21 protein-coding genes are annotated in these 24,407 nt (G+C 69.2%); 18 read left to right on the top strand and 3 right to left on the bottom strand.

From position 1 onward, the window contains the following. Positions 1-66 precede the first annotated feature (66 nt). From HNO80_RS08985 to HNO80_RS09040, 12 genes are all read left to right on the top strand, one after another. The gene (locus tag HNO80_RS08985) at positions 67-822 is read left to right on the top strand and encodes an SDR family NAD(P)-dependent oxidoreductase (RefSeq protein ID WP_175322509.1); all 756 of its coding nucleotides are present in this window, start codon (positions 67-69) and stop codon (positions 820-822) included. Next, positions 819-2,357, top strand: coding sequence for an FGGY-family carbohydrate kinase (locus tag HNO80_RS08990; protein WP_175322510.1), 1,539 nt, complete (start codon positions 819-821; stop codon positions 2,355-2,357). Before HNO80_RS08985 ends, HNO80_RS08990 begins: the two co-directional genes overlap by 4 nt. Beyond that, positions 2,354-3,988, top strand: coding sequence for a fucose isomerase (locus HNO80_RS08995; protein ID WP_175322511.1), 1,635 nt, complete (start codon positions 2,354-2,356; stop codon positions 3,986-3,988). The genes HNO80_RS08990 and HNO80_RS08995 overlap by 4 nt, the downstream gene beginning before the upstream one ends. A 209-nt stretch (positions 3,989-4,197) precedes the next feature. Then, positions 4,198-5,571 (top strand): NAD-dependent succinate-semialdehyde dehydrogenase, encoded by a 1,374-nt coding sequence (locus HNO80_RS09000; RefSeq protein WP_175322512.1) that lies wholly within the window; start codon positions 4,198-4,200, stop codon positions 5,569-5,571. A gap of 114 nt (positions 5,572-5,685) precedes the next feature. Continuing rightward, positions 5,686-6,276: a hypothetical protein gene (locus HNO80_RS09005; RefSeq protein WP_175322513.1), complete on the top strand. Its 591-nt coding sequence runs from the start codon at positions 5,686-5,688 to the stop codon at positions 6,274-6,276. 118 nt (positions 6,277-6,394) lie between these two features. After that, positions 6,395-7,210 (top strand): hypothetical protein, encoded by an 816-nt coding sequence (locus tag HNO80_RS09010; RefSeq protein WP_175322567.1) that lies wholly within the window; start codon positions 6,395-6,397, stop codon positions 7,208-7,210. After that, positions 7,194-7,943 carry a LamB/YcsF family protein gene (locus HNO80_RS09015; RefSeq protein WP_175322514.1) on the top strand — a complete coding sequence of 250 codons (750 nt, stop codon included), beginning with the start codon at positions 7,194-7,196 and terminating at the stop codon, positions 7,941-7,943. Before HNO80_RS09010 ends, HNO80_RS09015 begins: the two co-directional genes overlap by 17 nt. 221 nt (positions 7,944-8,164) lie before the next feature. Continuing rightward, positions 8,165-11,875 carry a nitrate reductase subunit alpha gene (locus HNO80_RS09020; RefSeq protein WP_175322515.1) on the top strand — a complete coding sequence of 1,237 codons (3,711 nt, stop codon included), beginning with the start codon at positions 8,165-8,167 and terminating at the stop codon, positions 11,873-11,875. Further along, positions 11,875-13,590 carry a nitrate reductase subunit beta gene (narH, locus tag HNO80_RS09025; protein ID WP_175322516.1) on the top strand — a complete coding sequence of 572 codons (1,716 nt, stop codon included), beginning with the start codon at positions 11,875-11,877 and terminating at the stop codon, positions 13,588-13,590. Before HNO80_RS09020 ends, narH begins: the two co-directional genes overlap by 1 nt. After that, the gene (gene narJ, locus HNO80_RS09030) at positions 13,587-14,207 is read left to right on the top strand and encodes a nitrate reductase molybdenum cofactor assembly chaperone (protein ID WP_175322517.1); all 621 of its coding nucleotides are present in this window, start codon (positions 13,587-13,589) and stop codon (positions 14,205-14,207) included. Before narH ends, narJ begins: the two co-directional genes overlap by 4 nt. A gap of 2 nt (positions 14,208-14,209) precedes the next feature. Then, the gene (gene narI, locus HNO80_RS09035; protein WP_175322518.1) at positions 14,210-15,043 is read left to right on the top strand and encodes a respiratory nitrate reductase subunit gamma; all 834 of its coding nucleotides are present in this window, start codon (positions 14,210-14,212) and stop codon (positions 15,041-15,043) included. A 51-nt stretch (positions 15,044-15,094) separates the two neighbouring features. Continuing rightward, positions 15,095-16,315 carry an MFS transporter gene (locus tag HNO80_RS09040; protein WP_175322519.1) on the top strand — a complete coding sequence of 407 codons (1,221 nt, stop codon included), beginning with the start codon at positions 15,095-15,097 and terminating at the stop codon, positions 16,313-16,315. A gap of 41 nt (positions 16,316-16,356) precedes the next feature. Here the strand turns inward: HNO80_RS09040 and HNO80_RS09045 are convergent, their stop codons facing one another. Then, positions 16,357-17,667: a DUF445 domain-containing protein gene (locus tag HNO80_RS09045; protein ID WP_175322520.1), complete on the bottom strand. Its 1,311-nt coding sequence runs from the start codon at positions 17,665-17,667 to the stop codon at positions 16,357-16,359. Between the two features lie 50 nt (positions 17,668-17,717). On the opposite strand from HNO80_RS09045, the gene HNO80_RS09050 reads away from it, so the two are divergent. The 3 genes from HNO80_RS09050 (at position 17,718) to HNO80_RS09060 (ending at position 20,063) form a co-directional block, all read left to right on the top strand. Next, a complete protein-coding gene (locus tag HNO80_RS09050; RefSeq protein WP_175322521.1) occupies positions 17,718-18,605 on the top strand; it encodes a glycerophosphodiester phosphodiesterase in 888 nt (295 codons plus the stop codon). Between the two features lie 254 nt (positions 18,606-18,859). Next, complete coding sequence (soxR, locus tag HNO80_RS09055; protein ID WP_349627290.1) at positions 18,860-19,330, top strand: redox-sensitive transcriptional activator SoxR; 471 nt, start codon at positions 18,860-18,862, stop codon at positions 19,328-19,330. A 214-nt stretch (positions 19,331-19,544) separates the two neighbouring features. Beyond that, positions 19,545-20,063 (top strand): SRPBCC domain-containing protein, encoded by a 519-nt coding sequence (locus HNO80_RS09060; protein WP_175322522.1) that lies wholly within the window; start codon positions 19,545-19,547, stop codon positions 20,061-20,063. A 50-nt stretch (positions 20,064-20,113) separates the two neighbouring features. On the opposite strand, the gene HNO80_RS09065 is transcribed toward HNO80_RS09060, so the two are convergent. Together HNO80_RS09065 and HNO80_RS09070 are read right to left on the bottom strand one after the other, a co-directional pair. Further along, a complete protein-coding gene (locus HNO80_RS09065) occupies positions 20,114-21,706 on the bottom strand; it encodes an ABC transporter permease (protein ID WP_175322523.1) in 1,593 nt (530 codons plus the stop codon). Next, positions 21,699-22,694 (bottom strand): ABC transporter ATP-binding protein, encoded by a 996-nt coding sequence (locus HNO80_RS09070; protein ID WP_217500742.1) that lies wholly within the window; start codon positions 22,692-22,694, stop codon positions 21,699-21,701. Before HNO80_RS09070 ends, HNO80_RS09065 begins: the two co-directional genes overlap by 8 nt. A 144-nt stretch (positions 22,695-22,838) precedes the next feature. Here HNO80_RS09070 and HNO80_RS09075 point away from each other — a divergent pair, with 144 nt between their 5' ends. From HNO80_RS09075 to HNO80_RS09085, 3 genes are read left to right on the top strand one after another with little or no spacing between them, the layout of a single operon-like run. After that, the gene (locus HNO80_RS09075; RefSeq protein WP_175322524.1) at positions 22,839-23,294 is read left to right on the top strand and encodes a DoxX family protein; all 456 of its coding nucleotides are present in this window, start codon (positions 22,839-22,841) and stop codon (positions 23,292-23,294) included. Beyond that, entirely contained in the window at positions 23,246-24,046 is an 801-nt protein-coding gene (locus tag HNO80_RS09080) for an AzlC family ABC transporter permease (RefSeq protein ID WP_217500757.1), read from the top strand. Before HNO80_RS09075 ends, HNO80_RS09080 begins: the two co-directional genes overlap by 49 nt. Then, a complete protein-coding gene (locus HNO80_RS09085) occupies positions 24,043-24,354 on the top strand; it encodes an AzlD domain-containing protein (RefSeq protein WP_175322525.1) in 312 nt (103 codons plus the stop codon). The genes HNO80_RS09080 and HNO80_RS09085 overlap by 4 nt, the downstream gene beginning before the upstream one ends. Positions 24,355-24,407 lie beyond the last annotated feature (53 nt).

Consider the following 24,407-nt stretch of genomic DNA (forward strand, 5'->3'; position numbering starts at 1 on the left):
CCGCGCCGTGCCTGCCGGCGCCAGCCGGCGCAGCGCACCTAAAAAAACATCTTGGAAAGGAAAAACATGACAACGGAGATGGACGGGCTGGTCGCGATTGTGACTGGCGGCGCCTCCGGCATCGGTGCCGCCGCGGCGGCGCGGCTCGCCGCAGCCGGAGCCGCAGTGGCGGTCCTGGACCTGAACCCGGAGGACGCCGCCGAAGGGCACTTCGCGGTGCGCTGCGATGTTGCCGACGACGCCTCCGTAGTCGCGGCCGTCGATGAAGTGGCCGGGCGCTTTGGCCGGCTCGACGTCGTCGTCAACAACGCCGGGATAGGCGCCCAGGGCACCATCGCCGACAACGACGACGAGGAATGGCACCGCGTGTTCGACATCAACGTGCTTGGCATGGTCCGGGTCAGCCGCGCCGCGCTGCCGCATTTGCGCCGCTCGCCGGCTGCCGCGATCGTCAACACGTGTTCCATCGCGGCCACGGCCGGACTGCCGCAGCGGGCGCTGTACGGCGCCAGCAAGGGCGCTGTCCTGTCCCTGACGCTGGCCATGGCCGCGGACCACATCCGCGAAGGCATCCGGGTCAACTGCGTGAACCCGGGCACTGCGGACACGCCCTGGATCGGCCGCCTGATGGACCAAAGCGATGATCCGCAGGCCGAACGCGCCGCGCTCAACGCCCGCCAGCCCCACGGCCGCCTGGTCACGGCGGACGAGGTGGCGGCCGCCATCGCCTACCTGGCCTCGCCCGCCGCTGGCTCCACGACCGGAACCTCACTGGCAGTCGACGGCGGCATGCAGGGCCTGCGCCTGAGGCCGGTCACGTGACGGAGCAGCCGGCCCGAACACGGGCGGTGCTCGGCGTGGACATCGGCACCAGCAGCAGCAAGGGCGTCCTCGTGGACCTGGCCGGCCGGGTGCTCCGCTCCGCGTCGCGCAGCCACGAGGTAAGTCGGCCCCGGCCGGGCTGGGCCGAGATGGATGGGGAGCTGTGGTGGGAGGAGTTCACCGCGATCAGCCGCGAGCTGCTCACCAGCGCGGATGCGGACGAAGAAATTGTCGCCGTCGGGGTCAGCGGCATGGGGCCCTGCGTCCTGGTCACGGACGCGGAGGGCACCCCGCTTCGCCCGGCTATCCTTTACGGCATCGATTCCCGGGCCACCGAGCAGATCGAGTCGCTGACCGCCCGGCTTGGCGGCGACGACGTCATCATGGAGCGCTGCGGCTCCGTGTTGTCCACGCAGGCGGTCGGGCCGAAGTTGGCATGGCTGGACCGGCACGAACCTGAAGTGTTCGCAAAGAGCCGCCGGCTCTTCATGCCCTCGTCCTGGCTCGCATACCACCTGACCGGAGCGTACGTGCTGGACCACCACTCCGCCAGCCAGTGCACACCGCTCTACGACACGCGGGCGCTGGAATGGTATCCGCCCTACGCTGACCAGATCGCCCCCGGACTGGAACTACCACCGCTGCTCTGGCCCGGCGACACCGCCGGGTACGTCACCCCGGAAGCCGCCGCCGCCACCGGACTGCCGGCTGGAGTGCCGGTGATCGCCGGAACCATCGACGCCTGGAGCGAAGCCGTCAGCGTGGACAGCCAGAACAACGGCGACCTGATGCTGATGTATGGCACCACCATGTTCCTCGTGAACACCGTGCCGGACCGGGTGACCTCTCCCCAGCTGTGGGGAACGGTCGGCGCCTTCGAGGGAACCCGCAACCTGGCCGGCGGGATGGCTACCTCCGGGGCGGTCACCTCGTGGCTCAAGGAACTCTTCGGCTCCCTCGACTTCCCGGAACTGCTGGGGCTGGCCGCCGCCTCCGGCCCCGGCGCCAGGGGACTGCTGATGCTGCCCTACTTTGCCGGCGAACGGACCCCGGTGGCGGATCCGCAAGCCCGCGGCATCATCGCCGGGCTGACCCTCTCGCACACCCGCGGGGACCTGTACCGGGCTGCCTTGGAGGCAACGGCGCTGGGCGTCCGGCACAACATCGAATCCATGGAGCTGGCCGGAGGAAATATCGAGCGCATCGTGGCCGTCGGGGGCGGGACCCAGGGCGAGCTGTGGACCCAGATCGTCTCCGACGTGACCGGCCAGCCGCAGCTCATTCCGAGCCAGACCATCGGCGCCAGCTACGGCGCCGCTTATCTGGCCGCAGGCGCCGTTGCGGAGGTCAGCATCAGCGAATGGAATCCGCCGGCCCGGACCGTGCACCCCAACCCCGCCCTCACCGCGGACTATGACGAGTTATACGACCTCTATTTGCGGCTCTACCCGGCCACGCAGGACATCGCCCACGCCCTCGCCGGACGAGAAGAACGCCTGAGCCCCCAAAACCTCGAAAGGGAATCCACACCATGAGCAACTACACCTTCCCGGCCGTCGCGGAGACCCCCGCCGCTGAGGCCAACACGGTCTACACCATCAGCAGCGGCGACCTCCGGCTCGCCGCGAACACCAAGTGCTGGCCCACCCAGCAGCAGCTCGAAGGGCACTTCGCCGCCGCCGTGGAGTCGCTCGGCTACAAGGTCGTCCGCGCCCACGGCATCAACCCGGACACCGGGCACGGCTTCATCGACAGCCAGCGGATGGGCATGGAGGTCTTCAAGAACATCCCGCCCACGGCGCCGGTGGTGGTTGTCGAGGCCGTCTGGCAATACAGCCACCACGTCCTTGCGGGCCTGCGCACGCACCGCGGCCCGATCCTGGTGGTGGCGAACTGGGCGGGCGACTTCCCAGGCCTGGTGGGGCTGCTCAACCTCACCGGAAGCCTGACCAAGGCCAAGGTCGACTACTCTGCGCTGTGGAGCGAGGACTTCACCGACGAATGGGCGCTGGGCAAGCTCAAGTCCTGGCTCACGTCCGGCAGCATCACCCACGACACCAGCCACGTCCGCGAACTGCCGCCGCTGGCGGACACCGAAGAGGTCCGGCTGGGACGCGCCCTGGCGCAGCAGCTGATGGCCGACAAGGCCATCATCGGCGTCTTCGACGAGGGCTGCATGGGCATGTACAACGCCATCATCGACGACGAAATGCTCAACCCGCTGGGCATATACAAGGAGCGGCTCTCGCAGAGCGCCCTCGTGGCCGAGATGCAGAAGGTCCCGGACGCCGAGGCGGACGCGGTGAAGAGCTGGCTCGACGACGCCGGCCTGACCTTCCACTTCGGAACCGACCCGGCGACGGAACTGACCCCCGACCAGGTCCACAGCCAGCTGAAGATGTACATTGCGGCGCTGCGGATTTCGGACGATTACGGAGTCGACGCCGTCGGCATCCAGTATCAGCAGGGCCTCAAGGACACCGTCCCGGCCTCGGACCTGGCGGAAGGCCTGCTCAACAACGTCCAGCGGCCACCGGTCTACTCCCGCGACGGGGGCCGCGAGCTGTTCGCCGGCAAGGCGCTGCCGCACTTCAACGAAGTGGACGAAGGGGTCGCCGTCGACGCCCTCATCACCAACCGAATCTGGACCGCGATGGGACTCGATCCCGCCACCACGCTGCACGATGTGCGCTGGGGTGCCGACTACGACGGCGAGTTCGTCTGGGTTTTCGAAATCTCCGGCTCGGTGCCGGCCTCCCACAACGGCGGCTACGACAAGTCCTACAGCATGCGCCAGCCCTCGATGTTCTTCCCGCTGGGCGGCGGTACCCTCAGCGGTGTCTCCAAGCCGGGGGAGATCGTCTGGTCGCGGGTCTTCATCATGGATGACCGGTTGCACGTTGACCTCGGCCGTGGCCACGTCGTCGAGCTTCCGGAAGAGGAAACCCGGCGGCGGCTGGACGCGACCGACCCGCAGTGGCCGATCATGCACGCCGTCCTCAACGGCGTCAGCCGGGACCAGCTGATGGCCCGGCACAAGGCCAACCACGCCCAGGTGGTCTACGCCCCGGATGCCGCGACGGCGGACAAGGCTCTGGAAGCCAAGGCCGCTTTCTTTGCCGAGCTGGGAGTGCAGGTCCACCTCTGCGGCGACGTGTCGCTGTAGCGAAAGGCGCTGGCGCCGGCCGCCGCCGGAAACCCCCGATGGAATAGTCCGGGGTATGCCCCGGTTGGCGCCTAAGGGACCTGGCCCGCCTTTGAAGGCAGGCCGGCCCCGCGCAATGGGCGGTATCCGCCGTCGACGCCGTACCCGGCGCCACCGGCGGCCCGCGCCCACACCGGCTCAACTCAGCCAGAAACGGAGATGGTGGACCAATGACTGCCTACAAGACAGTGAACCCCGCGACCGGAGAGACGGAAAAGGAATTTCCGCTCGCAACCAAGGAAGAGGTCGAGACGGCGCTCGCCGCCGCGCAGCAGGCTTTCCTCGAGTGGCGCAAGGCGCCCGTGGAGGAGCGCACCAAGGTCATCGCCCGGGTCGCCGAGCTGTACCGGGAGCGCCAGGATGAACTGGCGCGCCTGATCGCCAAGGAGATGGGCAAGCCCGTGGTCGAGGCCCGCGGCGAGGTCAAGCTGGTCGCCTCGATTTACGACTACTACGCCACCGAGGGCCCGGAATTCCTCAAGGACGAGCGGCTGGAGGTCAAGGGCGGCGGCGACGCACTGGTGCGCTCCACCCCGATCGGCCCCCTGCTGGGCATCATGCCGTGGAACTACCCCTACTACCAGGTGGCCCGCTTCGCCGCGCCCAACCTGGTCCTGGGCAACACCATCCTGCTCAAGCATGCCGGCAGCTGCCCGCAGTCGGCGCTTGCGATCGAAGAGATCTTCCACGACGCCGGCCTGCCGAAGGGCGCCTACACCAACCTGTTCCTGGACAACGACCAGGTGGCGGAGATCATCGCCGACTCCCGCGTCCAGGGCGTCTCCCTGACCGGCAGCGAGCGGGCCGGTGCGGCCGTGGCCGAGGTGGCCGGGCGCAACCTCAAGAAGTACGTCCTGGAACTCGGCGGCAGCGACCCCTTCATCGTGCTCGACTCCGATGACCTGGACGCCACGGTCAAGGCCGCCGTGGGCGGCCGGATGGGCAATGCCGGGCAGGCCTGCACCGCTTCCAAGCGGTTCATCGTGCTTGAGGACCTCTACGAACCCTTCGTGGAGAAGTTCACCGAGCGGATGGCTCGGATCAAGCCCGGCGATCCCCAGCAGGAAGACACCCGGTTCGGTCCGCTGTCCTCCCAGAGTGCAGCGGACGGCCTGGTCGAACAGATCCAGGACGCCGTGGACAAGGGAGCCACCCTGCGCACCGGGGGCCACAAGGTGGACGGACCCGGCGCCTACGTCGAGCCCACCGTCCTCACCGACGTCACCCCGGAGATGCGCGCGTTCTCCGAGGAGCTGTTCGGCCCGGCTGCCGTCATCTACAAGGTGGCCAGCGTGGAGGAAGCGATCGACCTGGCCAACGGCTCACCCTACGGCCTGGGCGGATCGGTCTTCAGCGCCGATCCCGCGAAGGCCCAGGACGTCGCCGACCAGCTGGACACCGGCATGGTGTTCATCAACTCCGTGGCCCAGACGCAGGCCGACATGCCCTTTGGCGGCGTCAAGCGCTCCGGCGTCGGGCGTGAGCTGGGCCGGTTCGGCATGGACGAATTCGTGAACAAGAAGCTGATCCGTACCCCGCGCTAAACGGGCGCGCCCCAGGCGGGACCGCTTCAGCCGGGAATCCCCGCCAGGACACGGCTGCGGCCGGAGGTGAAGACCTTCCGGCCGCAGCCGTTGCCGTCCCGTTAGGCTCCTCACATGGAGAAAACGGCCACCGCAGCGGCGCGGCGCAGCCTGGCATTCGTGGGAATCAACGCGGGTCTGGCGCTGCACCCGGCGGACTCCCGGGGCGCCCAGGTCTCGGGCGAGCCGGCCAGCTGCTTCGCCACGTTCTGGCAGGCCGACTGGTCACGCTGGGGTGCCGGGAGCGCCCTGCTGGTTGCCACCCTGCAGGGCTGGCGCAGCTACGGCACCAATGAGGCCCTCGCGGAAACCCTGGCCACCGAACTTACCCGCTATTTCCCGGAAGCGGCCCGCTTCCCGCTGACCGGGATCGGGCACACCCATGACGAGTTCACGGTGGAGGTGGACCCGGCGGCCGGGTTCCGCGCAACCGGCCACAAGGCTGAGCTGGCAATCAGCGGCGTCCTGGACCGGAGGCAGTTCACTGCCCCTAACTTCCAGCTCGGCGAGGGCACCGCTGCCCTGAGCAACGTTTATCTGCCCTGCAGCACCGGGCGGCTCGCGGAATTCGGGGTGGAGTGGCCGGGCACGCCGGCGGTCTATCCCGGTCCGCTGGGACCGTCCTCCTCGGCGTTCATCGCCCTGGCCGAATCCTGGGTGCTCTAGCGCCCCGGCCCGACGGCGGCACCGGCCCAGGAGCTGCGCAAGAGCGGCCGGGCGGCACGTGGCCTAGTGTTAAGGCTGGACGATGTTCAGCACACTTATGGTTCACGGAGAGGCGATGATGGCCAAGCGCAGCAACCCGGCAATGAAAATTGCCCAAAAGACCGCCCACAGCGCGATGTTCGACGCCGACGGCAAGCCCAAGCCCGGCGTCCACAACATGCTCCTGCGCGCGGTGGAAATCCAGCGGCCGCTGGTCCTGGCGAACCTGCGCCGGCTGCAGCGGAGGCACCCGCACGCCACCGCGGCGCAGCTCGCCGCCATCCTTGAGCGCAACTACCTGACCGCCGTCACCGGCGGCGGCGCCCTCGTCGGCGGCGCGGCCGTCATCCCCGGCGTCGGCACCGTGGCCGCGCTGGGTCTCTCCGCCGCCGCGACCGTCGGTTTCCTGGAAGCCACCGCGCTGTTCGCCACCTCGCTGGCGGAACTGCACGGGGTGCGAATGGTGGATCCGGACAGGGCCAGCACGCTGGTCATGGCCATCATGCTCGGCGAAGAAGGCACGGCACTGCTGAGCTCGCTGAGCGGCCACGCCGCCGGACAGGGCAAGGGGCCAACCCAGGCCTGGGGCACGCTGTTCGCACGCAGGGCGCCGATGATCGGCTTCGGCTCGGTGCGCGAGCGGATCCAGCGGGCCTTCCTCCGGAACTTGCTCAAGCGCCAGGGCACCGCGCTGCTGGGCCGCGCCCTGCCCTTCGGCGTCGGCGCCGTGGTGGGCGGCGTCGGCAACCGGATGATGGGACGCGCCGTCGTCGAAAACGCCAAGGAGGCCTTCGGCCCGATGCCGGTGACCATCCCCGGCGAGCTGAAGCCCGGCGCCGGCACCGCGGAAGCCGGCCCGGACCTGGAAGGCGGAACCCGTGGATCTGAACGCTGACCTGGGGGAGTCCTTCGGCTCCTGGACCATGGGCGATGACGCCGCGATGTTCCCGCTCGTCACCAGCGCCAGCGTGGCCTGCGGTATGCACGCCGGGGACCCCGTCACCATGCTGGACACCTGCCGCGCGGCCTACGAACTCGACGTCAGGGTCGGCGCCCACCTGGGCTACCCCGACCTGGCCGGCTTCGGCCTCCGCGCCATGGACATGACCTTCGACGACTTGTTCGGCGCGGTTCTCTACCAGCTCGGCGCGCTCGACGGCGTGGCCCATGCGGTGGGTGCCTCGGTGGATTACGTCAAGGTGCACGGCGGCCTCTACGACCGCACGATGCACGACGACGAACAGGCCTCCGCCGTGGTCGCCGCCATCCAGGCCTACGACCCAGGCCTTCCGATCCTGGGCCTGGAGGGTTCGGCCTTGCTCAGGATTGCCCGTGAGGCCGGCAACCCGGTGTTCCACGAGGCCTTCGCCGACCGTGCCTACCTCCCGGACGGCTCGCTGGTGCCGCGCTTGGCGGAGGAATCGGTGATTGAGGACCCGGACGAGATCGTCGAGCGGGCGCTCCGGCTGGCCCTCAAGGGCGAAGTCCTGGCGGTCGACGGCACAGTCGTCACGCTCACACCGCATTCGCTGTGCCTGCACGGCGACACCCCCGGCTCGGTGCAGGTAGCCGCCGCCGTCCGCGCCGCGCTGGAGAAGGCCGGCGTCGAACTGGAGTCCTTCGCCTAGCAGGGCGCGAACGGACACTTGCGGGCCCTCTCCAGGGCGCGAACGGACACTTCGGGCCCGGTCTGGGCGTGCAGGCGGGCCGCAAGTGTCCGTTCGCGCCGGGGTTGGACGCAGACCAGCTGCGCCGCGGTGAAGATGCCGGGCCCGGGTGCCGGTCGCAGCGGCCGCCCAGTGCCGTAAGGCCCTATCGAGGCCGGACCCCGGCCCATAGCTTTGGGGGCATGACTGCCGGAGGCTCCGCGGGGTTGGACGGACCCGCCTCGGATGCAATGTTGAAGCTGGGCCGATTCTTCACGAAATGGGACCAGACCGAGGACGGCAGGGCGGTGTTCCGGGAGGGAGGCCGCAAAGGCGACATCTTTTACCGGGACCGCTGGAGCCACGACAAGGTGGTCCGCTCCACCCACGGGGTGAACTGCACCGGCTCCTGCTCCTGGAAGGTGTACGTCAAAGACGGCATCATCACCTGGGAATCCCAGCAGACCGACTACCCCTCGGTGGGCCCGGACAGCCCCGAATACGAACCGCGCGGCTGCCCGCGCGGGGCTGCCTTCTCCTGGTACACCTACTCGCCCACCCGGGTTCGCTTCCCTTACGCCCGGGGTGTGCTGGTGGAGATGTACCGCGAGGCCAAGGCCCGGCTGGGCGACCCGGTGCTGGCCTTCGCCGACGTTGTGGGGGACCCGGAGCGGCGCCGCCGCTACCAGCAGGCCCGCGGCAAGGGCGGCTTGGTCCGCGTCTCCTGGCAGGAAGCGATCGAGATCGCGGCCGCCGCGCACGTCAACACGATCAAGAACTACGGGCCGGACCGCTGCGCCGGGTTCTCCCCGATCCCCGCGATGTCGATGGTCTCGCACGCCGTCGGCACCCGTTTCATCCAGCTGATCGGCGGGGTGATGACGTCCTTTTACGACTGGTACGCCGACCTGCCGGTGGCCAGCCCGCAGGTTTTCGGTGACCAGACCGACGTCCCGGAATCCGGTGACTGGTGGGACGCGCGCTACCTGATGATGTGGGGCTCCAACGTCCCCGTGACCCGGACCCCGGACGCGCACTGGATGGCCGAGGTGCGGTACCGCGGCACCAAGGTGGTCACGGTAAGCCCGGATTACGCGGACAACACGAAGTTCGCCGACGAATGGCTGCCCGCGCAGGCCGGAACCGACGCCGCCCTGGCGATGGCGATGGGGCACGTCATGCTCAGGGAGTTCTTCGTCGAGCGCGAGGTGCCGTTCTTCACCGACTACGTACGCCAGTACACCGACCTGCCGTTCCTGGTCCGGCTGGAACGGCGCGACGACGGCTCCCTCACCCCGTCCAAGTTCCTCACCGCCAAGGACCTCCCGGCCGAGTCATTGGCTGAGGACGCGGCGTTCCGGACCGTGCTGTTCGACAAGAAGACCGGCCTGCCCGCCGTCCCCAACGGCTCAATGGGGTTCCGCTATTCCGGCAGCGGCGAGGGCAAATGGAACCTGGACCTTGAGGGCATCGAGCCGGCGCTGTCGCTGCGGGAGGTCTCCGCTGAAAACGCCGAGATCCTGTTGCCGTGCTTCGAGGATGCCGGCGGCGAGGGCAGCGTGCTCCGCCGCGGCGTCCCCGTCCTCGAGGTGGAGGGCCAGTTGGTCACCACCGTGTTCGACCTGATGCTGGCCCAGTACGGCGTGGGCCGCGAGGGTCTGCCGGGGGACTGGGCGGCCGGCTACGACGACGCCGGGACGCCCTACACCCCGGCCTGGCAGGAGGAGATCACCTCCGTCCCCGCGCAGGCCTGCATCCGGGTGGCGCGCGAATTCGCCCGCAACGCGGAGCAGTCCAAGGGGCGGTCCATGATCATCATGGGCGCCGGCATCTGCCAGTGGTTCCACGGCGACACCACCTACCGGGCCGTGCTGGCCCTGGTAATGCTGACCGGTTGCATGGGCCGCAACGGCGGCGGCTGGGCGCACTACGTGGGCCAGGAAAAGACCCGCCCCGCCACCGGCTGGGTCTCGCTGGCGAACGCCCTGGACTGGTCCCGGCCGCCGCGGACCATGATCGGCACCGGCTACTGGTACATGCACACGGACCAGTGGCGGCAGGACGGCTACTCCGCCGACGCGCTGAAATCCCCGCTGTCCACCGGGGCCCTGGACGGCATGCACACCGCGGACGCGATGGCCCAGTCCGCGAGGCTCGGCTGGATGCCGTTCTACCCGCAGTTCGACCGCAACCCGCTGGAGATCGCGGACGAGGCGGAAGCCGCCGTCGCCGCCGGCACCGCGAAGGACACCCCGGGCTACATCGCCGACGCCCTGAAAAACCGCACCCTGAACCCGGCGATCGAGGACGTGGACGCCCCGGAGAACTGGCCGCGGACCCTCGTGCTGTGGCGCTCGAACCTGTTCGGTTCCTCGGCCAAGGGCAACGAGTACTTCCTGCGCAACCTGCTGGGCACCCACAACAACGTGCTCGGCAAGGACCACGCGGAAGGCCTCAAGCCGCGGGACGTGAAATGGCACGAGCAGGCGCCGGAAGGAAAACTGGACCTGCTGGTTTCCGCGGACTTCCGGATGACCTCCACCACGCTGCTCTCCGACGTCGTGTTCCCGGCCGCCACCTGGTACGAGAAGCACGACCTGTCCTCCACCGACATGCACCCCTTCGTGCACGCCTTCACCCCCGCGATCGACCCGCCGTGGGAGACCAAGACGGACTTCGACACTTTCCACCTGCTGGCCCAGGAGTTTTCCCGGCAGGCCAAGACGCACCTGGGGGTCCGCCGGGACCTGGTCAGTGTGCCGCTGCAGCACGACACCCCCAGCCAGCTCGCCCAGCCCGGCGGGATCGTCCGCGACTGGCGGGACGCGTCCATCCCCGCGGTGCCGGGGCAGAACATGCCCATCTTCTCCGTGGTGGAGCGCGACTACACCGCCATCGCGGACAAGCTGGCCGCCGTCGGGCCGCTGGCCGACAAACTGGGCTTCACGGTCAAGAACGTCACCTACAAACTCGCAGGGCCGTTGGAGCGGCTGAGCCGGTCCAACGGCGTGATGCTCGGCGGCGCCGCGGACGGCCGCCCGGCAATCGACACCGACGCGAAGATGGCAGAGGCGATCCTGGCCTTCTCCGGCACCACCAACGGCGCCCTGTCCGTCCAGGGCTTCAAGGACCTGGAAGTCCGCACCGGCCGGAAACTGGCGGACCTGTCCGAGGGTTCCGAGGAAAAGTTCATCACCTTCGCGCAGACCCAGGCCGGCCCGGTCCCGGTGATCACCTCGCCGGAATGGTCCGGCTCCGAGACCGGCGGCCGGCGCTACGCACCGTTCACCATCAACGTGGAGCGGCTCAAGCCCTGGCACACCCTGACCGGCCGGATGCACTTCTTCCTGGACCACGACTGGATGCTGGACATCGGTGAAGCCCTGCCGATCTACCGGCCGCCGCTGGACATGCACCGGCTCTTCGGCGAACCCAAACTCGGCCGGGACGGGTCCATGGAGGTGGTGGTCCGGTACCTGACGCCGCACTCGAAATGGTCCATCCACTCCGAATACCAGGACAACCTGCTGATGCTCTCGCTCTCCCGCGGCGGACCCACGGTCTGGATGAGCCCGGCCGACGCGGACGCCATCGAGGTCAAGGACAACGACTGGGTGGAGTGCGTGAACATCAACGGCGTCCTCGTGGCCCGCGCGATCGTCAGCCACCGGATGCCGGCCGGCGTCGTCTACGTCCACCACGCCCAGGAACGCACCATCGACGTGCCGAAGTCCGAGGCCACCGGGCGGCGCGGCGGCATCCACAACTCGGTGACCCGGCTGCTGGTCAAACCCTCGCACCTGATCGGCGGCCACGCCCAGCTGGCCTACGCGTTCAACTACCTTGGCCCCACCGGAAACCAGCGCGACATGGTGGCCACCGTCCGCCGTCGTTCCCAGGAGGTGCAGTACTGATGCGTGTCATGGCCCAAATGGGCATGGTCATGAACCTGGACAAATGCATCGGCTGCCACACCTGCTCCGTGACCTGCAAGCAGGCGTGGACGAACCGTGCCGGCACCGAATACGTCTGGTTCAACAATGTCGAAACCCGCCCCGGGCAGGGGTACCCGCGCCGCTACGAGGACCAGGAGAGGTGGCACGGCGGCTGGGTGCTGAACAAACGCGGCAAGCTCGTGCTCAAGGCCGGCGGCCGGGTGAAGAAGCTCCTGGGGATCTTCGCCAGCCCGGTCCAGCCCGAGCTCAAGGACTACTACGAGCCGTGGACCTACGACTACAAGACCCTCGTGGACGCGCCGCTGGGCGACGACTTTCCGGTGGCGCGGCCAAAGTCCCTGATCACCGGCGAGGACACCAAGATCACCTGGTCCGCGAACTGGGACGATGACCTGGGCGGCTCCGCAGAGAACGGGCACCTGGACCCGATCGTGGAAAAGGTCCGGCGCGAATCCGAGGACAAGATCAAGTTCGCCTACGAGCAGACCTTCATGTTCTACCTGCCGCGGATCTGCGAGCACTGCCTGAACCCGTCCTGCATGGCCTCGTGCCCCTCCGGCGCGATCTACAAGCGGGTGGAGGACGGGATTGTGCTGGTGGACCAGGACAAGTGCCGCGGCTGGCGGCAATGCGTCACCGGCTGCCCGTACAAGAAGATCTACTTCAACCACAAGACCGGCAAGGCCGAGAAGTGTACCTTCTGCTACCCGCGGGTGGAGGTGGGACTCCCGACGGTGTGCTCGGAGACCTGCGTGGGCCGGCTGCGGTATCTGGGGTTGTTCCTGTACGACGCCGACGCCGTCACCGCGGCGGCCGCCGTGACGGACCCGCAGGAGCTCTACGACGCCCAGATGGACGTGCTGCTGGACCCCAACGACCCGGCCGTCCAGGCCGAGGCACGGGCCCAGGGCATCCCGGCGGACTGGATCGACGCGGCCCGGCGCTCGCCGGTCTACGCCCTCGCCAAGGTCTATAAGGTGGCTCTGCCGCTGCACCCCGAATACCGGACCATGCCGATGGTCTGGTATGTCCCGCCGCTCTCACCCGTGGTGGACCTGCTGCGGGACCAAGGGCACGACGGCGAGGACGCCGGCAACCTGTTCGGCGCCATCGACGCGCTGCGCATCCCGGTGGAATACCTCGCGGAGCTCTTCACCGCCGGGGACGCGGACCGGGTCACCGCAGTGCTGAAGAAGCTCGCGGCGATGCGCTCCTTCATGCGAGGCATCAGCCTCGGCAACGACCCGGACGACTCCATCCCGGAAGCCGTGGGGATGGACAGCCAGACCATGTACGAGATGTACCGGCTGATGGCGATCGCGAAGTACGAGGAGCGCTACGTGATCCCCAAGGCGCATGTGGAGCAGGCGCACGACCTTGAGGAGATGGGCTGCTCGCTGGACTTTGAGGGCGGACCGGGCATGCAGGACTCCTCGCCGTTTGGCGAGGCCAGCGGCAGGCCCGTCCCGGTGGCGGTGGAGACCTTCAATGCCCTCCGGGACCGGCAGACCTCCGGCGCCGCGCCCGGTGAAACGACGCTGCGTGGACGGGTGAACCTCCTGAACTGGGACGGCACGGGGGCGCCGGCCGGACTGTTCCCGGAGAAGGCGCCCCCCGGTGCCGGTGGGGGCCCCGGCCCCGGTCCAGGCAGCCAGCCGGGGGACCGGCCGTGAGCCGCCGCGAGCAGGTCCTCTACCTCGCCGCGGCCTGGTGCCTGTCCTACCCGGACGAGGAACTGGTCGGCAGGGTGCCGATGATGCGGGCCGCGCTGGCCGAGTTTCCCGGCGCCGGGGCGGACTTCGCCGAGGTGCTGGACCGGCTGGACTCCACCCCGCCGCTGGAGCTGCAGGCCCACTATGTGCGCGAGTTCGACCTCGGCAAGCGCCACGCCCTGCACCTGTCCTACTGGACCGACGGCGATACCCGGCGCCGCGGCGAAGTGCTGGGGAACTTCAAGAAGGCCTACCGGCAAAGCGACATCCTGGTGGACACCCGCGGTGAACTGCCCGACTACCTCCCGATGGTGCTGGAATACGCCGCGCTGGTGGACCTCGCGGCCGGCCGGGAGCTGTTGAGCCGGTTCCGGGCCAGCCTGGAGATGCTGCGCTTCGGCCTGCTCCGGGACGACCTCCCACACGCCCGGATCCTGCAGGCCGTCTGCGCCACCCTGCCGGGGAAATCACCGGCGGATGAGCAGGCCGTGATGCGGATGGCCGGCTACGGTCCGCCCACCGAGGCGGTGGGCCTGGACCCGTATGATCCGCGCTTGTTGCCCGTGAAGGGGGCCTGACCATGCTGGCATTAGAGGCCGAGCCAGGATCCGCCGTCGAAATCTCCGCACTGGACATCGTGCTCTGGGGCGTACTGCCCTACGTTATGGTCGTCGTGCTGGTGGGCGGTCTCATCTGGCGCTACAAATACGACCAGTTCGGCTGGACCACACGGTCCTCCCAGCTCTACGAATCCCGGCTGCTGCGGATTGCCTCGCCGTTGTTCCACTTCGGCCTGCTCGCCGTGATCGCGGGGCACTTTTTCGGCCTGGTCATTCCGATGGCGTGGACCCAGGCCGTGGGCATGAGCCAGGAGTTCTACCATTTCAACGCCCTGCTGGTTGGCGGGATCGCCGGGGTGGGGACGCTGGGCGGAATCATCCTGCTGATCTACCGGCGCCGCACCACCGGGCCGGTCTTCATGGCCACTACGAAGAACGATAAGACCATGTACGTCGTGCTCACCGGCGCGATCGTGTTCGGGCTCTGGACCACCCTGGCGAGCGTCTTCGAGGGCGAGCACGGGCATAACTACCGCGAGACCGTGGCTCCGTGGTTCCGCTCGCTGTTCATCTTCCAGCCGGACATCGCGGCGATGGCGGCGGCGCCGTTCTCCTTCCACCTGCACACCCTGGTGGGCATGGCGCTGTTCGTGATCTGGCCGTTCACCCGCCTCGTCCACGCCTTCACGGCGCCGTTCCACTACCTCTTCCGCCCCTACATCGTGTACCGCTCCCGGGACCGCGACCGGGACGGCAGCCGGGCCGGCGCGGCCGCCACGCGGTCCTCCGGCACCGCCGCCCGCCGCGGCTGGTCCGCCGTCGGAACCCGCGACCGGGACACCCGCAACCGCTGAGGTGCCGGCGCTCTTGGTGACCCCGCCCCGCTGAATCGAAAGGAAACCACGATGGCCGGAGCAGTGACCCCGTCCGCAGCCACCGACGGCCGGACGCTCAACCTGGTGCTCGCCACCGCGGCCTCGGTGGCCGGTTTCTGGGCCTGGAATTCGGTGGCCACCCTGGGGGCCTTCTACACCCAGAACCTCCAGCTCAACCCGGCCACCACGGGCATCCTCGTCGCGATGCCCGTCTTTGTTGGCTCGCTGGGGAGGATCGTCGTCGGGGCCCTGACGGACAAGTACGGCGGCCGCGCCCTCTTCAGTTTCGTGCTGCTGGCGGCCATTGTCCCGATCCTGCTGGTGGCCGTCGGGGGCACCATCCGCTCCTTCGCGCTGGTGCTGGGCGCCGGGCTGCTCCTTGGCGTGGCTGGGACGGTCTTCGCCGTCGGCATCCCCTTCGTCAGCGCTTGGTACGAACCGTCCCGGCGCGGTTTCGCCACCGGGGTGTTCGGCGCCGGGATGGGAGGCACCGCGCTGGCCGCCTTCCTGAACCCCAGGCTGGTCGCCTGGATCGGGTACTTCCCTACGCACCTGCTGATCGCCGGGGTTCTGGCCGTCATGGCGTCCCTGGTCTGGTTCCTGATGAAGGAGTCCCCGGCCTGGCACCGCAACGACGCCCCGGTGCTGCCCAAGCTGCTCGACGCCGCCAAGACGCCGGTCACCTGGAAGATGTGTTTCCTCTACGCCGTGGTGTTCGGCGGATTCGTGTCCTTCGCAACGTACCTTCCCACCTACCTGCGCGACATTTACAGCTTCGATCCGAGCGCCGCCGGTGCCCGCACTGCCGGGTTCGCCCTCGCCGCCGTGCTGGCCCGGCCGGTGGGCGGCGTCCTCGCGGACCGGTTCGGACCCAAGCCCGTGGTGATGGTGTCGCTCACCGGCGTCGCCGTGCTGGCCTGGGTAGTGAATCTACAGCCCGACGGCGATGTGCCCGCCGGCCTGACGTTCGTCGCCATGGCGGCGGCCCTGGGGCTGGGCACCGGCGGCGTCTTCGCCTGGGTCGGGGTGCTCGCCCCGGCCGGTAAGGTCGGCAGCATCAGCGGGGTGGTCAGCGCCGCCGGCGGCCTGGGCGGCTACTTCCCGCCGCTGGTGATGGGAGCCACCTACGACGCCGCGACCCGGAGCTACTCGATCGGGCTGATGCTGCTCGTGGTCACGGCGCTCGCGGCGCTGGCGTTCACGGTCTTCGCCATGCATGGCCGGGCCAAGGCCAGGGTCGTGCCCGTTTAGGGGCCCCTAAGTGTCCGTTCGCGCTTCGTCCGCGCGGGGGATTAGCCGAAGACGAGGTGTGCGGCGGTGAAGATGGCGAGCCCGGCGAGGGCTCCCACCACGGTGCCGTTGATCCGGATGAACTGCAGGTCCTTGCCGACCTGGAGTTCGATCTTCTGCGAGGTCTCCTCGGCGTCCCAGCGGGCCACGGTATCGGTGATGACGCCGGCAATGTCCGAACGGTAGTTGTTCACCAGGTACCCCGCGGCGTCGCCGATCCACGTGTTCACCTTGCCGGCCAGTTCCGGGTCGACCACCAGCCGGGTGCCGAAGTCGTGCACGGCGGCCTTGAACTTCACCGTCAGTTCGCTGTGCGGATCGTCGACGGCGGCCAGCAGCGCGGCCTTGACCGTGCCCCAGGTGCGGGAGGCGAGTTCGCGGACCTCCGGGTCGCCCAGCACCTGGGCCTTGACGCCCTCGGCGCGGGCGATCATGACCGGATCGTGCTGCAGGTCCTGGGCCAGCTCTTTGAGGTATTTGTCGATGGAGAGCCGGACCTGGTGTTGCGGATCCGCCTGCACGGCACGGGTGAATTTCAGGATCTCCACGTAGACCTTGTCGCCTACGAGCCCGTCCACGAACGTCGGCACCCAGGTGGGGGAACGGTCCGTGACCAGCCGGTTGACCGTCTCATGGTTGTCCCGCACCCAGTCCACCGTCCGGTCCACGAGCAGGTCCACGAGCGCGTGGTGGTGGCCGTCGTCGAACACGCGCTGGGCGAGCCGGCCCACCGGCGGTCCCCACGGCGGAGCCAGCAGGTGCCGGCGGACCATGCCCTCGATGACGGCCTGGACGTCGTCGTCGTTCAGCACCGTGAAGGCGCCGCGGATCACGGCGGCACCTTCCTTGGCCACCCGCTCGGCGCCGCCGGGCCCGGACAGCCAGCCGCCGACCTTGCGCGCGATGTCCACGCTGGCCAGTTTCTCCTTCACCACCTGTTCGGAGAGGAAGTTGGTTTCCACGAATTCGCCCAGCGACGCCCCGATCTGGTCCTTGCGCCGCGGGATGATCGCGGTGTGCGGGATCTTCAGACCCAGCGGGTACTTGAACAGGGCCGTCACCGCGAACCAGTCCGCGAGGGCGCCCACCATGCCGCCCTCGGCCGCGGCCCGGACGTACTCGAGCCACGGGTACTGCTTCTGCAGGGCGAAGGCGACCACGAAAATGACGGCCATGCCGATCAGCAGCGACACGGCCAGCAGCTTCATCTTCCGCAGCGCCGCGGCCTTTTCGGCGTCCGCGGCGGAGAGCCGGTGTCCGACGGCGGCCGGGGGGACGGCGGGACGGGAGGGTCGTTCAGTGTTCACCTGCATGTGCCCAGCCTAGCCGCGCATCCGTAACCGACGTCCGCTAACGTGTCAGCATGACTACCGAGGAGTCCGCCGCCGCCCGCCCGCTGGTCTACGCCCACCGTGGCGCCAGCGAAGCCTTCGCCGAGCACACCCGTGCCGCCTATCTGCAGGCGATCGCCGACGGCGCCGACGGCGTCGAATGCGACATCCACCTGACCCGCGACCAGCACGCGGTGCTGCTCCACGACGCCAACCTGGACCGCACCTCGGACGGCACCGGCCCGGTCGCGGACCGCACCCTGGCGGAATTGCGGCTGCTGGACTTCTGCTCCTGGAAGGGCGCCCGGATCCCCGAGGAATACGGCGCCCGGTCCGAGCAGTTCCTCACGCTCCCCGAACTGCTGGACATCCTGCGCCTGGCCGGCCGCGAGATCGGGCTGGCGATCGAACTCAAACACCCCAGCCCCTACCAGCTCAAGCTCGAGGACCGGGTCCTGGCGGTCCTCGAGTCCGAGGGCTGGGACCGGACCACCTCGATGCTGGACAACATCCGGGTCTCCTTCATGAGCTTCAGCCCCGACTCGGTGAAGCACCTGCTCCAGAGCGTGCCCGCCGCGGCCATCTGCCAGCTCGTGGACGACGTGAACGTGGAGGAAATCCGCGAGGAACTCGGCCTCGGGGCCATCACCGGCGGCGCCCTCGCCAACGTCATGAAAGCTGCGCAGACGGAGGGGGAGCGGATCCTGGACGACTGCGAGGTGGGCCTGGCCGGGCCCGGTATCGGCTACGTGCGCGGCCACTCCCGCACCGTCCGGCGCTGGCTCGGTTCGGGCCGCCGCTTCCGGGTCTGGACCGTGGACTCGGCGGACGATGTCGACTTATGCCGTGAACTGGGCATCCACGAGATCACCACCAACCGGCCGGCCGAGGTCCGCGCCCAGCTGCTCGCCCCGCTCTGAGGAGCCGGGGCCGGATCACCGGAATTGCGACATGGTGGTCAAGGCTGCATCGAAGGACCGGTTCTCCCAGGGCCGCCGGTGCCGCAACAGTAGTTGCTCGGATCGGGCGGCCTCGCCGGGTGTGTCTGAGTTGGAACGGTTCCTGCGGGGATTTCTCATGGTCCTGCTTTCCAGCGAGTGGGAATCTGTCAGATAACACTCAACAACCTCAAGTCGACTTGAGGTCAAGTTCGCCGGCCTGGCAGACTGCTCCGGTGCCCCACAGCCCTGATTCCCTGATGTCCATTGGCGAGATCGCCTCCCGGGCCGGCATTACCGTGCCGACGCTGCGCTATTACGAGGAGCGCGGCCTCGTGCACTCCCAACGCACCACTGGCAACCAACGCCGATACAAGCGGATGTCCCTGCGCCGACTGGCCGTCATAGCCGCCGGACAGCGCGTCGGCCTGTCCCTCGAACAGATCAAGTCGGCCCTTGATGAACTCCCCTTAGACAAGGCGCCGTCCCAGGCCGACTGGACTGCTATGAGCCAGCGTTGGGCCGGCCTGGTGGCACGGCGGATCAGCGAACTCCAAGTACTGGAACGCTCGCTGGAGAGCTGCATCGGATGCGGGTGCCTGTCCCTGGGCCGCTGCTCCCTGATCAACCCGGATGACGCAGCCGCCGCAGAAGGCAGCGGGTCGCGCTGGAGCCGCCGGGCCCGCCAGGCGGGCGCTGCCTCTTAGCCGGGAAGCTCCCCGATGGCGGACGAGGCTACCGGGTTTTTCGAGGTTGGTACGGCCGGGGACACTTACTGCCGTTCTTGCCTTGGCAGCGAGGATTCAGCCTGACATTATGGCTGCCAATTGAGTGGAGCGGCGTGCCATGACGGTTCCGTAACGGCCTTGGAACGGAGGAGCCACGAAAACCGCGCGTCAAACGCGACCGAAGGAGCACCCGATGACCCCCGACACTTCCGGAAGCGTGCGCACCCTGGGCGCCTTGGGAACGGCGGACGGCAAAGGGATGGTCCGACTTGAAGACCGGTTCGACGTCGGTAGGGAGGACCTTTGGTCAGCCCTCACCGACCCCAGCCGCCTCGCGCATTGGCTCGGTGAGGTGGAAGGCGATCTCCGCCAGGGCGGTGAGTACCGCGCGCACTACTTTGCCAGCGGATGGGAAGGCACCTGTCGCGTGCAAGTGTGCCAGCCTCCACAGCGGTTGCTGCTTCTGACCGAATCCCCTGACGAACCGGACGGCGTGATCGAGGTGACGCTTACCGCCGACGGCGACCAAACCATCCTGGTCATCGAAGACCGTGGCTTACCCCTGGAGCAGATCGCCGCCTATGGGGCGGGAGACCAGATTCACCTCGAAGACCTCGCCGCCTACCTCTCCGGCCGTGAACCCTGTGATGCTCGGGCCCGGTGGCAGGAACTCCACCCCGCCTACCAGGAGCTGGCCGCAAGCCTCGCCTAGCAGGCGGCGGATCTGTGTGCGCCGCCCAGCAGGTGCCAATGGTGGTGCCCTTACGCGGCCAGGTCCCGACGCCGCCAGCCGAGATAGCCCAAGACGGCGAGTCCGGCGGCGACGGCGGTCAGGGCCACCAGCGCGGGCACAGCGTCGGTGCCCACCGGCAGCAGCGGGGAGTGCCGGAACGGCGAGAGATCCATGAGCCATCCCGGGGCGTTCCAGAGCACGCCGAACTCTCCGAGCGCCACGAAGGCTAGCAGCACGCCCCAGACCGCGCCGGCCAGCCGGGGCACCCAGCCAAACACCGCCAGCGCCACGCTGGTCAGCACCCACGCTGCGGGAATCTGCGCGAGCGAGGCGACCGTGGCACTGCCCACCAGCCCGCTGTCCTGGACGGCGGCTGCGGCACCGACACCGATCGAGACCCCGGCTAGCACCATCAGCACCGCGACTCCGGCCAGTGCGAAAACGAAGTGGCTGCTTGCCCAGCGGCTGCGCGTGGTAGCCGTCCCCAGCAGCGCTTCGGTGTGCCCGGCGGACTCCTCGCTGCGCAGATGGTTCACCGCCGCCACCCCGTAAGCCGCGGCCAGCAGGCCCATGATGCTGATCTCCGCGGCCAGGAAGGCGTCCCGCAGCGCGGATGCGCCGCCGATCAGTTTGATCAGGTCCTGCGCGTTGGGGGAACTGAGCATCTCCGCCACATTGCTGACCAGCGAGCCGATGACGACGCCGAAGACGACGAACGCCGCGGCCCAGGCCAGCCACACCCTGTGCTGCAGGCGCACGGCCAAAGCCCAGACCCCGGAGAGCGAGCCGACTGCGGGGCCGGGACGTTCGTCGCGGAGCCCCGCGCCCAGGTCCCGGCGCGCCCGGAGCACAAAGGCCGCCGGGATGAGGAGAACACACAGTGCGACCGGCAGCGCCAGCACCCACCATCGGTCCCCGGCGAACGCCCGGATCTGCTGGTTCCAGCCGATCGGTGAGAGCCAGGATAGGAACGAGGGCCCCGGTTCGGCAAGGTCTCCGACGGCGCGCAGGCCGTAGGTGACGGCGATGACGCCAACGCTCAAGCCGGTGGCAGCGCGGGCGCTCGCGGTCAGTTGCGCGGCGACGCCGGCCACGGCGCTGAAGGCCATCCCGGTTGCGGCCCAGCCTAGGCCGAAGGCCAGCGACCCGGCAGCCGGCAGGCCGCCGGCGGCGAGGGCGGCGGCGGACAGCAGTCCCACGGCCAGGCTGGCGCCTAGGCCGATAATGAGGGCGGCGGCCAGGGCGGCGTCGCGTCCCAGCCGGCCGCCGCCGAGCAGCTCGAGGCGTCCGCCCTCCTCGTCGGCCCGGGTATGCCGGATGATCAGGATGACCATGAGAACCGCGAGGATGGCGGTCATGAACGCGGTGTACTTGATCAGCGAGAGCGCCCCAAGGGAGGCGGGATCGTAGATCCGCCCGAACATCGCCACCATCGACGCGGTGGCATTCACGGCATTGGCGGCTTCGATCCGGCTGCGGACGTCTGGGTAGAGGTCCGCGCCGGCCACCGCCGTCGAGTAGGCAACGACGGCGAATCCCAGCACCCACACCGGCAGCAGCCACCGGTCCCGCCGCAGCCCCAGCCGGACCAGCGTTCCGGTGCCGGCCAGCGTCTCAGGCATTGCCGGATCCCGGCCCGGCGGGCCCCGTTGCCGCGGAGCCCACGGCTTCGGCCCCGGTGTCCCGCTGGCCCGCCCCGGTCCCGGAGCCGGCGTTAAACGAGCCGTTCCCGGAGCCATAGTGCCGCAGGAACAGGTCTTCCAGCGTTGGCGGCTGGCTGGTCAGCGCCCGCAGTCCGGCCGCGGTCAGCGCCTGCAGGAAAGGGCCCAGTCCGGCGGGATCCACCTGGGCGCTGACCCGGTGGTTGGCCACCACCACGTCGTGCACGCCGGGCAGCAGTTCCAGCCCCGGCGGCACGGCGGCGACGTCGGCGGTGACGGCAGTCCGGGTCAGGTGGCGCAACTGCTCAAGCGGGCCGGTCTCCACCACCCGCCCGGCGCGGATGATGCTCACCCGGTCTGAGAGCGCCTCGGCCTCGCTGAGGATGTGGCTGCTCAGCAGCACGGTGCGCCCCTGTGCCCGGAGTTCGCGGACGCAGCCGCGGAAGGCGTCTTCCATCAGCGGGTCCAGTCCGCTCGTGGGTTCGTCCAGCAGGAACAATTCGGCGTCGGTGGCCAGCGCGGCGACCAGGGCCACCTTCTGCCGGTTGCCCTTGGAATAGGTTCGGGCCTTCTTGGTCGGATCCAGCTCGAAAAGTTCCAGCAGCCGGTCCCGCCGTGCCCGGTCCTGGCCGCCCTGCAGCTTGCCGAGAAGTTCGATCACCTCGCCGCCGGTCAGGTTGGGCCACAGGGCCACGTCGCCGGGAACGTACGCCAGCCGGCGGTGCAGCGTCGCGACGTCGCGCCAGGGATCAAGTCCCAGCACCCGGATGGACCCTGCGTTGGACCGCAGCATGCCCAGCAGCAGCCGCAAGGTGGTGGACTTGCCGGATCCGTTGGGGCCCAGGAAGCCATGCACTTCGCCGGCGGCCACCTCGAAGTCCAGGCCATTAAGGGCCGTGACGGCCCCGAAACGCTTTACGACGCCGCTCATCTGCACGACACTGCTCATAGTCAACAAGGTACTCCCGCGCACCGCTTCCAGACCCCTGCGGAAGGTCCCGTTTTCGCAGGTCACGCCCGGGTCGCGCAAAGCCCCCGGCGCAGGTTACGGCCCCGGTTACCGGGCGCCCCGCCGCTGTGGTTGCATGGATGCATGCCTTTCCGCTGGTCCCCCCGGGCAACCCAGACTCTTTCCGCGGCCGCCCTGTGCGGGCTGCTGCTGGCCAGCGCGGCAAAACACTTCCGCGATCCGGACTTCTTCGCCCCGGTGGTCCCGGACTTCCTCTGCCGTGATGACTCCGGCGGCCGGCAGAACGGGCCCCTCGCCGTACTGTCCCGCGCAGAGTGGGTGGCGGTGAGCGGGCTGCTGGAAGCGGGCGCCGCCGTCGGACTCCTGATCCCGCCCACCCGACGCGTGGCTGCCGGCTGCGTCACCGGCATGTTCACCGCCTTCCTCGCCGGGCACCTGGACGCGCTCCGCACGGCGTTCGGACCCGGGGGAACGCCCGCGCAACGCCGTATCCACAGCCTGCGGCTGCCGCTGCAGGCGCCGCTCATCGCCTGGGCGTGGAGCCTGACGAAGCCGGTCCCGAAGCGGCGGCGCGGGTGAAGCTGGCACAATCCCCGGCCTTCCGGGTGGGACTCTCCATCAGCATCGCCACCGGGCTCTACGGGGTGTCCTTCGGGGCACTCTCCGTGACGTCCGGCCTCGATTTCTGGCAGACCATGGCCCTGAGCCTGCTGCTCTTCAGCGGCGGCTCGCAGTTCGCGTTCATCGGTGTCGTGGCCGGGGGCGGTTCCGGCGTCGCGGCGATGAGCGCCGCCACCCTGTTGGGCATGCGCAACGGCATCTACGGGATGCAGCTCAACGCCCTGCTCCAGCCGCGGGGCTGGCGCCGGTTCGCTGCCGCCCACGTGACCATCGACGAATCGACCGCCACGAGCACCGGCCAGACCGACCCGGCGGAGCAACGCCGGGGTTTCTGGACGGCGGGGCTGGGCATCTTCGTGCTGTGGAATCTGTTCACCGCTGTGGGGGCGCTGGCCGGGAGCGCCCTGGGCGACCCGAAGCAGTGGGGGCTCGACGGCGCCGCGGTGGCGGCGTTCCTCGGCCTGCTGTGGCCGCGGCTCAAGGGCCGCGAACCCGTCGCGATCGCCGTCGTCTGCGCCCTGGCAACCGTCCTGGCCGTGCCGTTCGTGCCGGCCGGGGTGCCGATCCTGGTCGCCGCGTTCGTGGCGGCGGTGGTCGGCTGGTTCAGTCACGGCCGCAGCGACGAGGGGCTCGAACCCGACGTCGACCCGTACGCCGAGGAGCATGAGGCTGCCCGCCGTTCCGGCCACAGCCCGGGGGATGCCTCATGACGCTCTGGCTCTGGCTCCTGCTGTCCTGCGTGCTGGCGTACGCCTGGAAACTGGTGGGGTACCTTGTGCCCGCCAGCCTGCTCCGCAATCCGCGGATGTCCAGGATCGCCGGCACCATGACGATCGGGTTGCTGGCCTCCCTGACCGTCGTGAACACAGTGGCGTCCGGGCAGTCCCTGGCGCTGGACGCGCGGCTCGGTGCCCTCGCCGCGGCCGCCATCGCCCTGTGGTTGCGGGCGCCGTTCCTGGTGGTGGTCCTAGCCGGCGCCGGCGCGGCGGCCGGGCTGCGGTTGCTCGGCTGGAGCTGACGCTCCGCCGTCGGGCGCTCAACGGTCTTTAGCCCCTAGTTGGGCCGGGCGCC

It is taken from the genome of Arthrobacter sp. C9C5 (assembly GCF_013359735.1).
GTDB lineage: Bacteria > Actinomycetota > Actinomycetes > Actinomycetales > Micrococcaceae > Arthrobacter.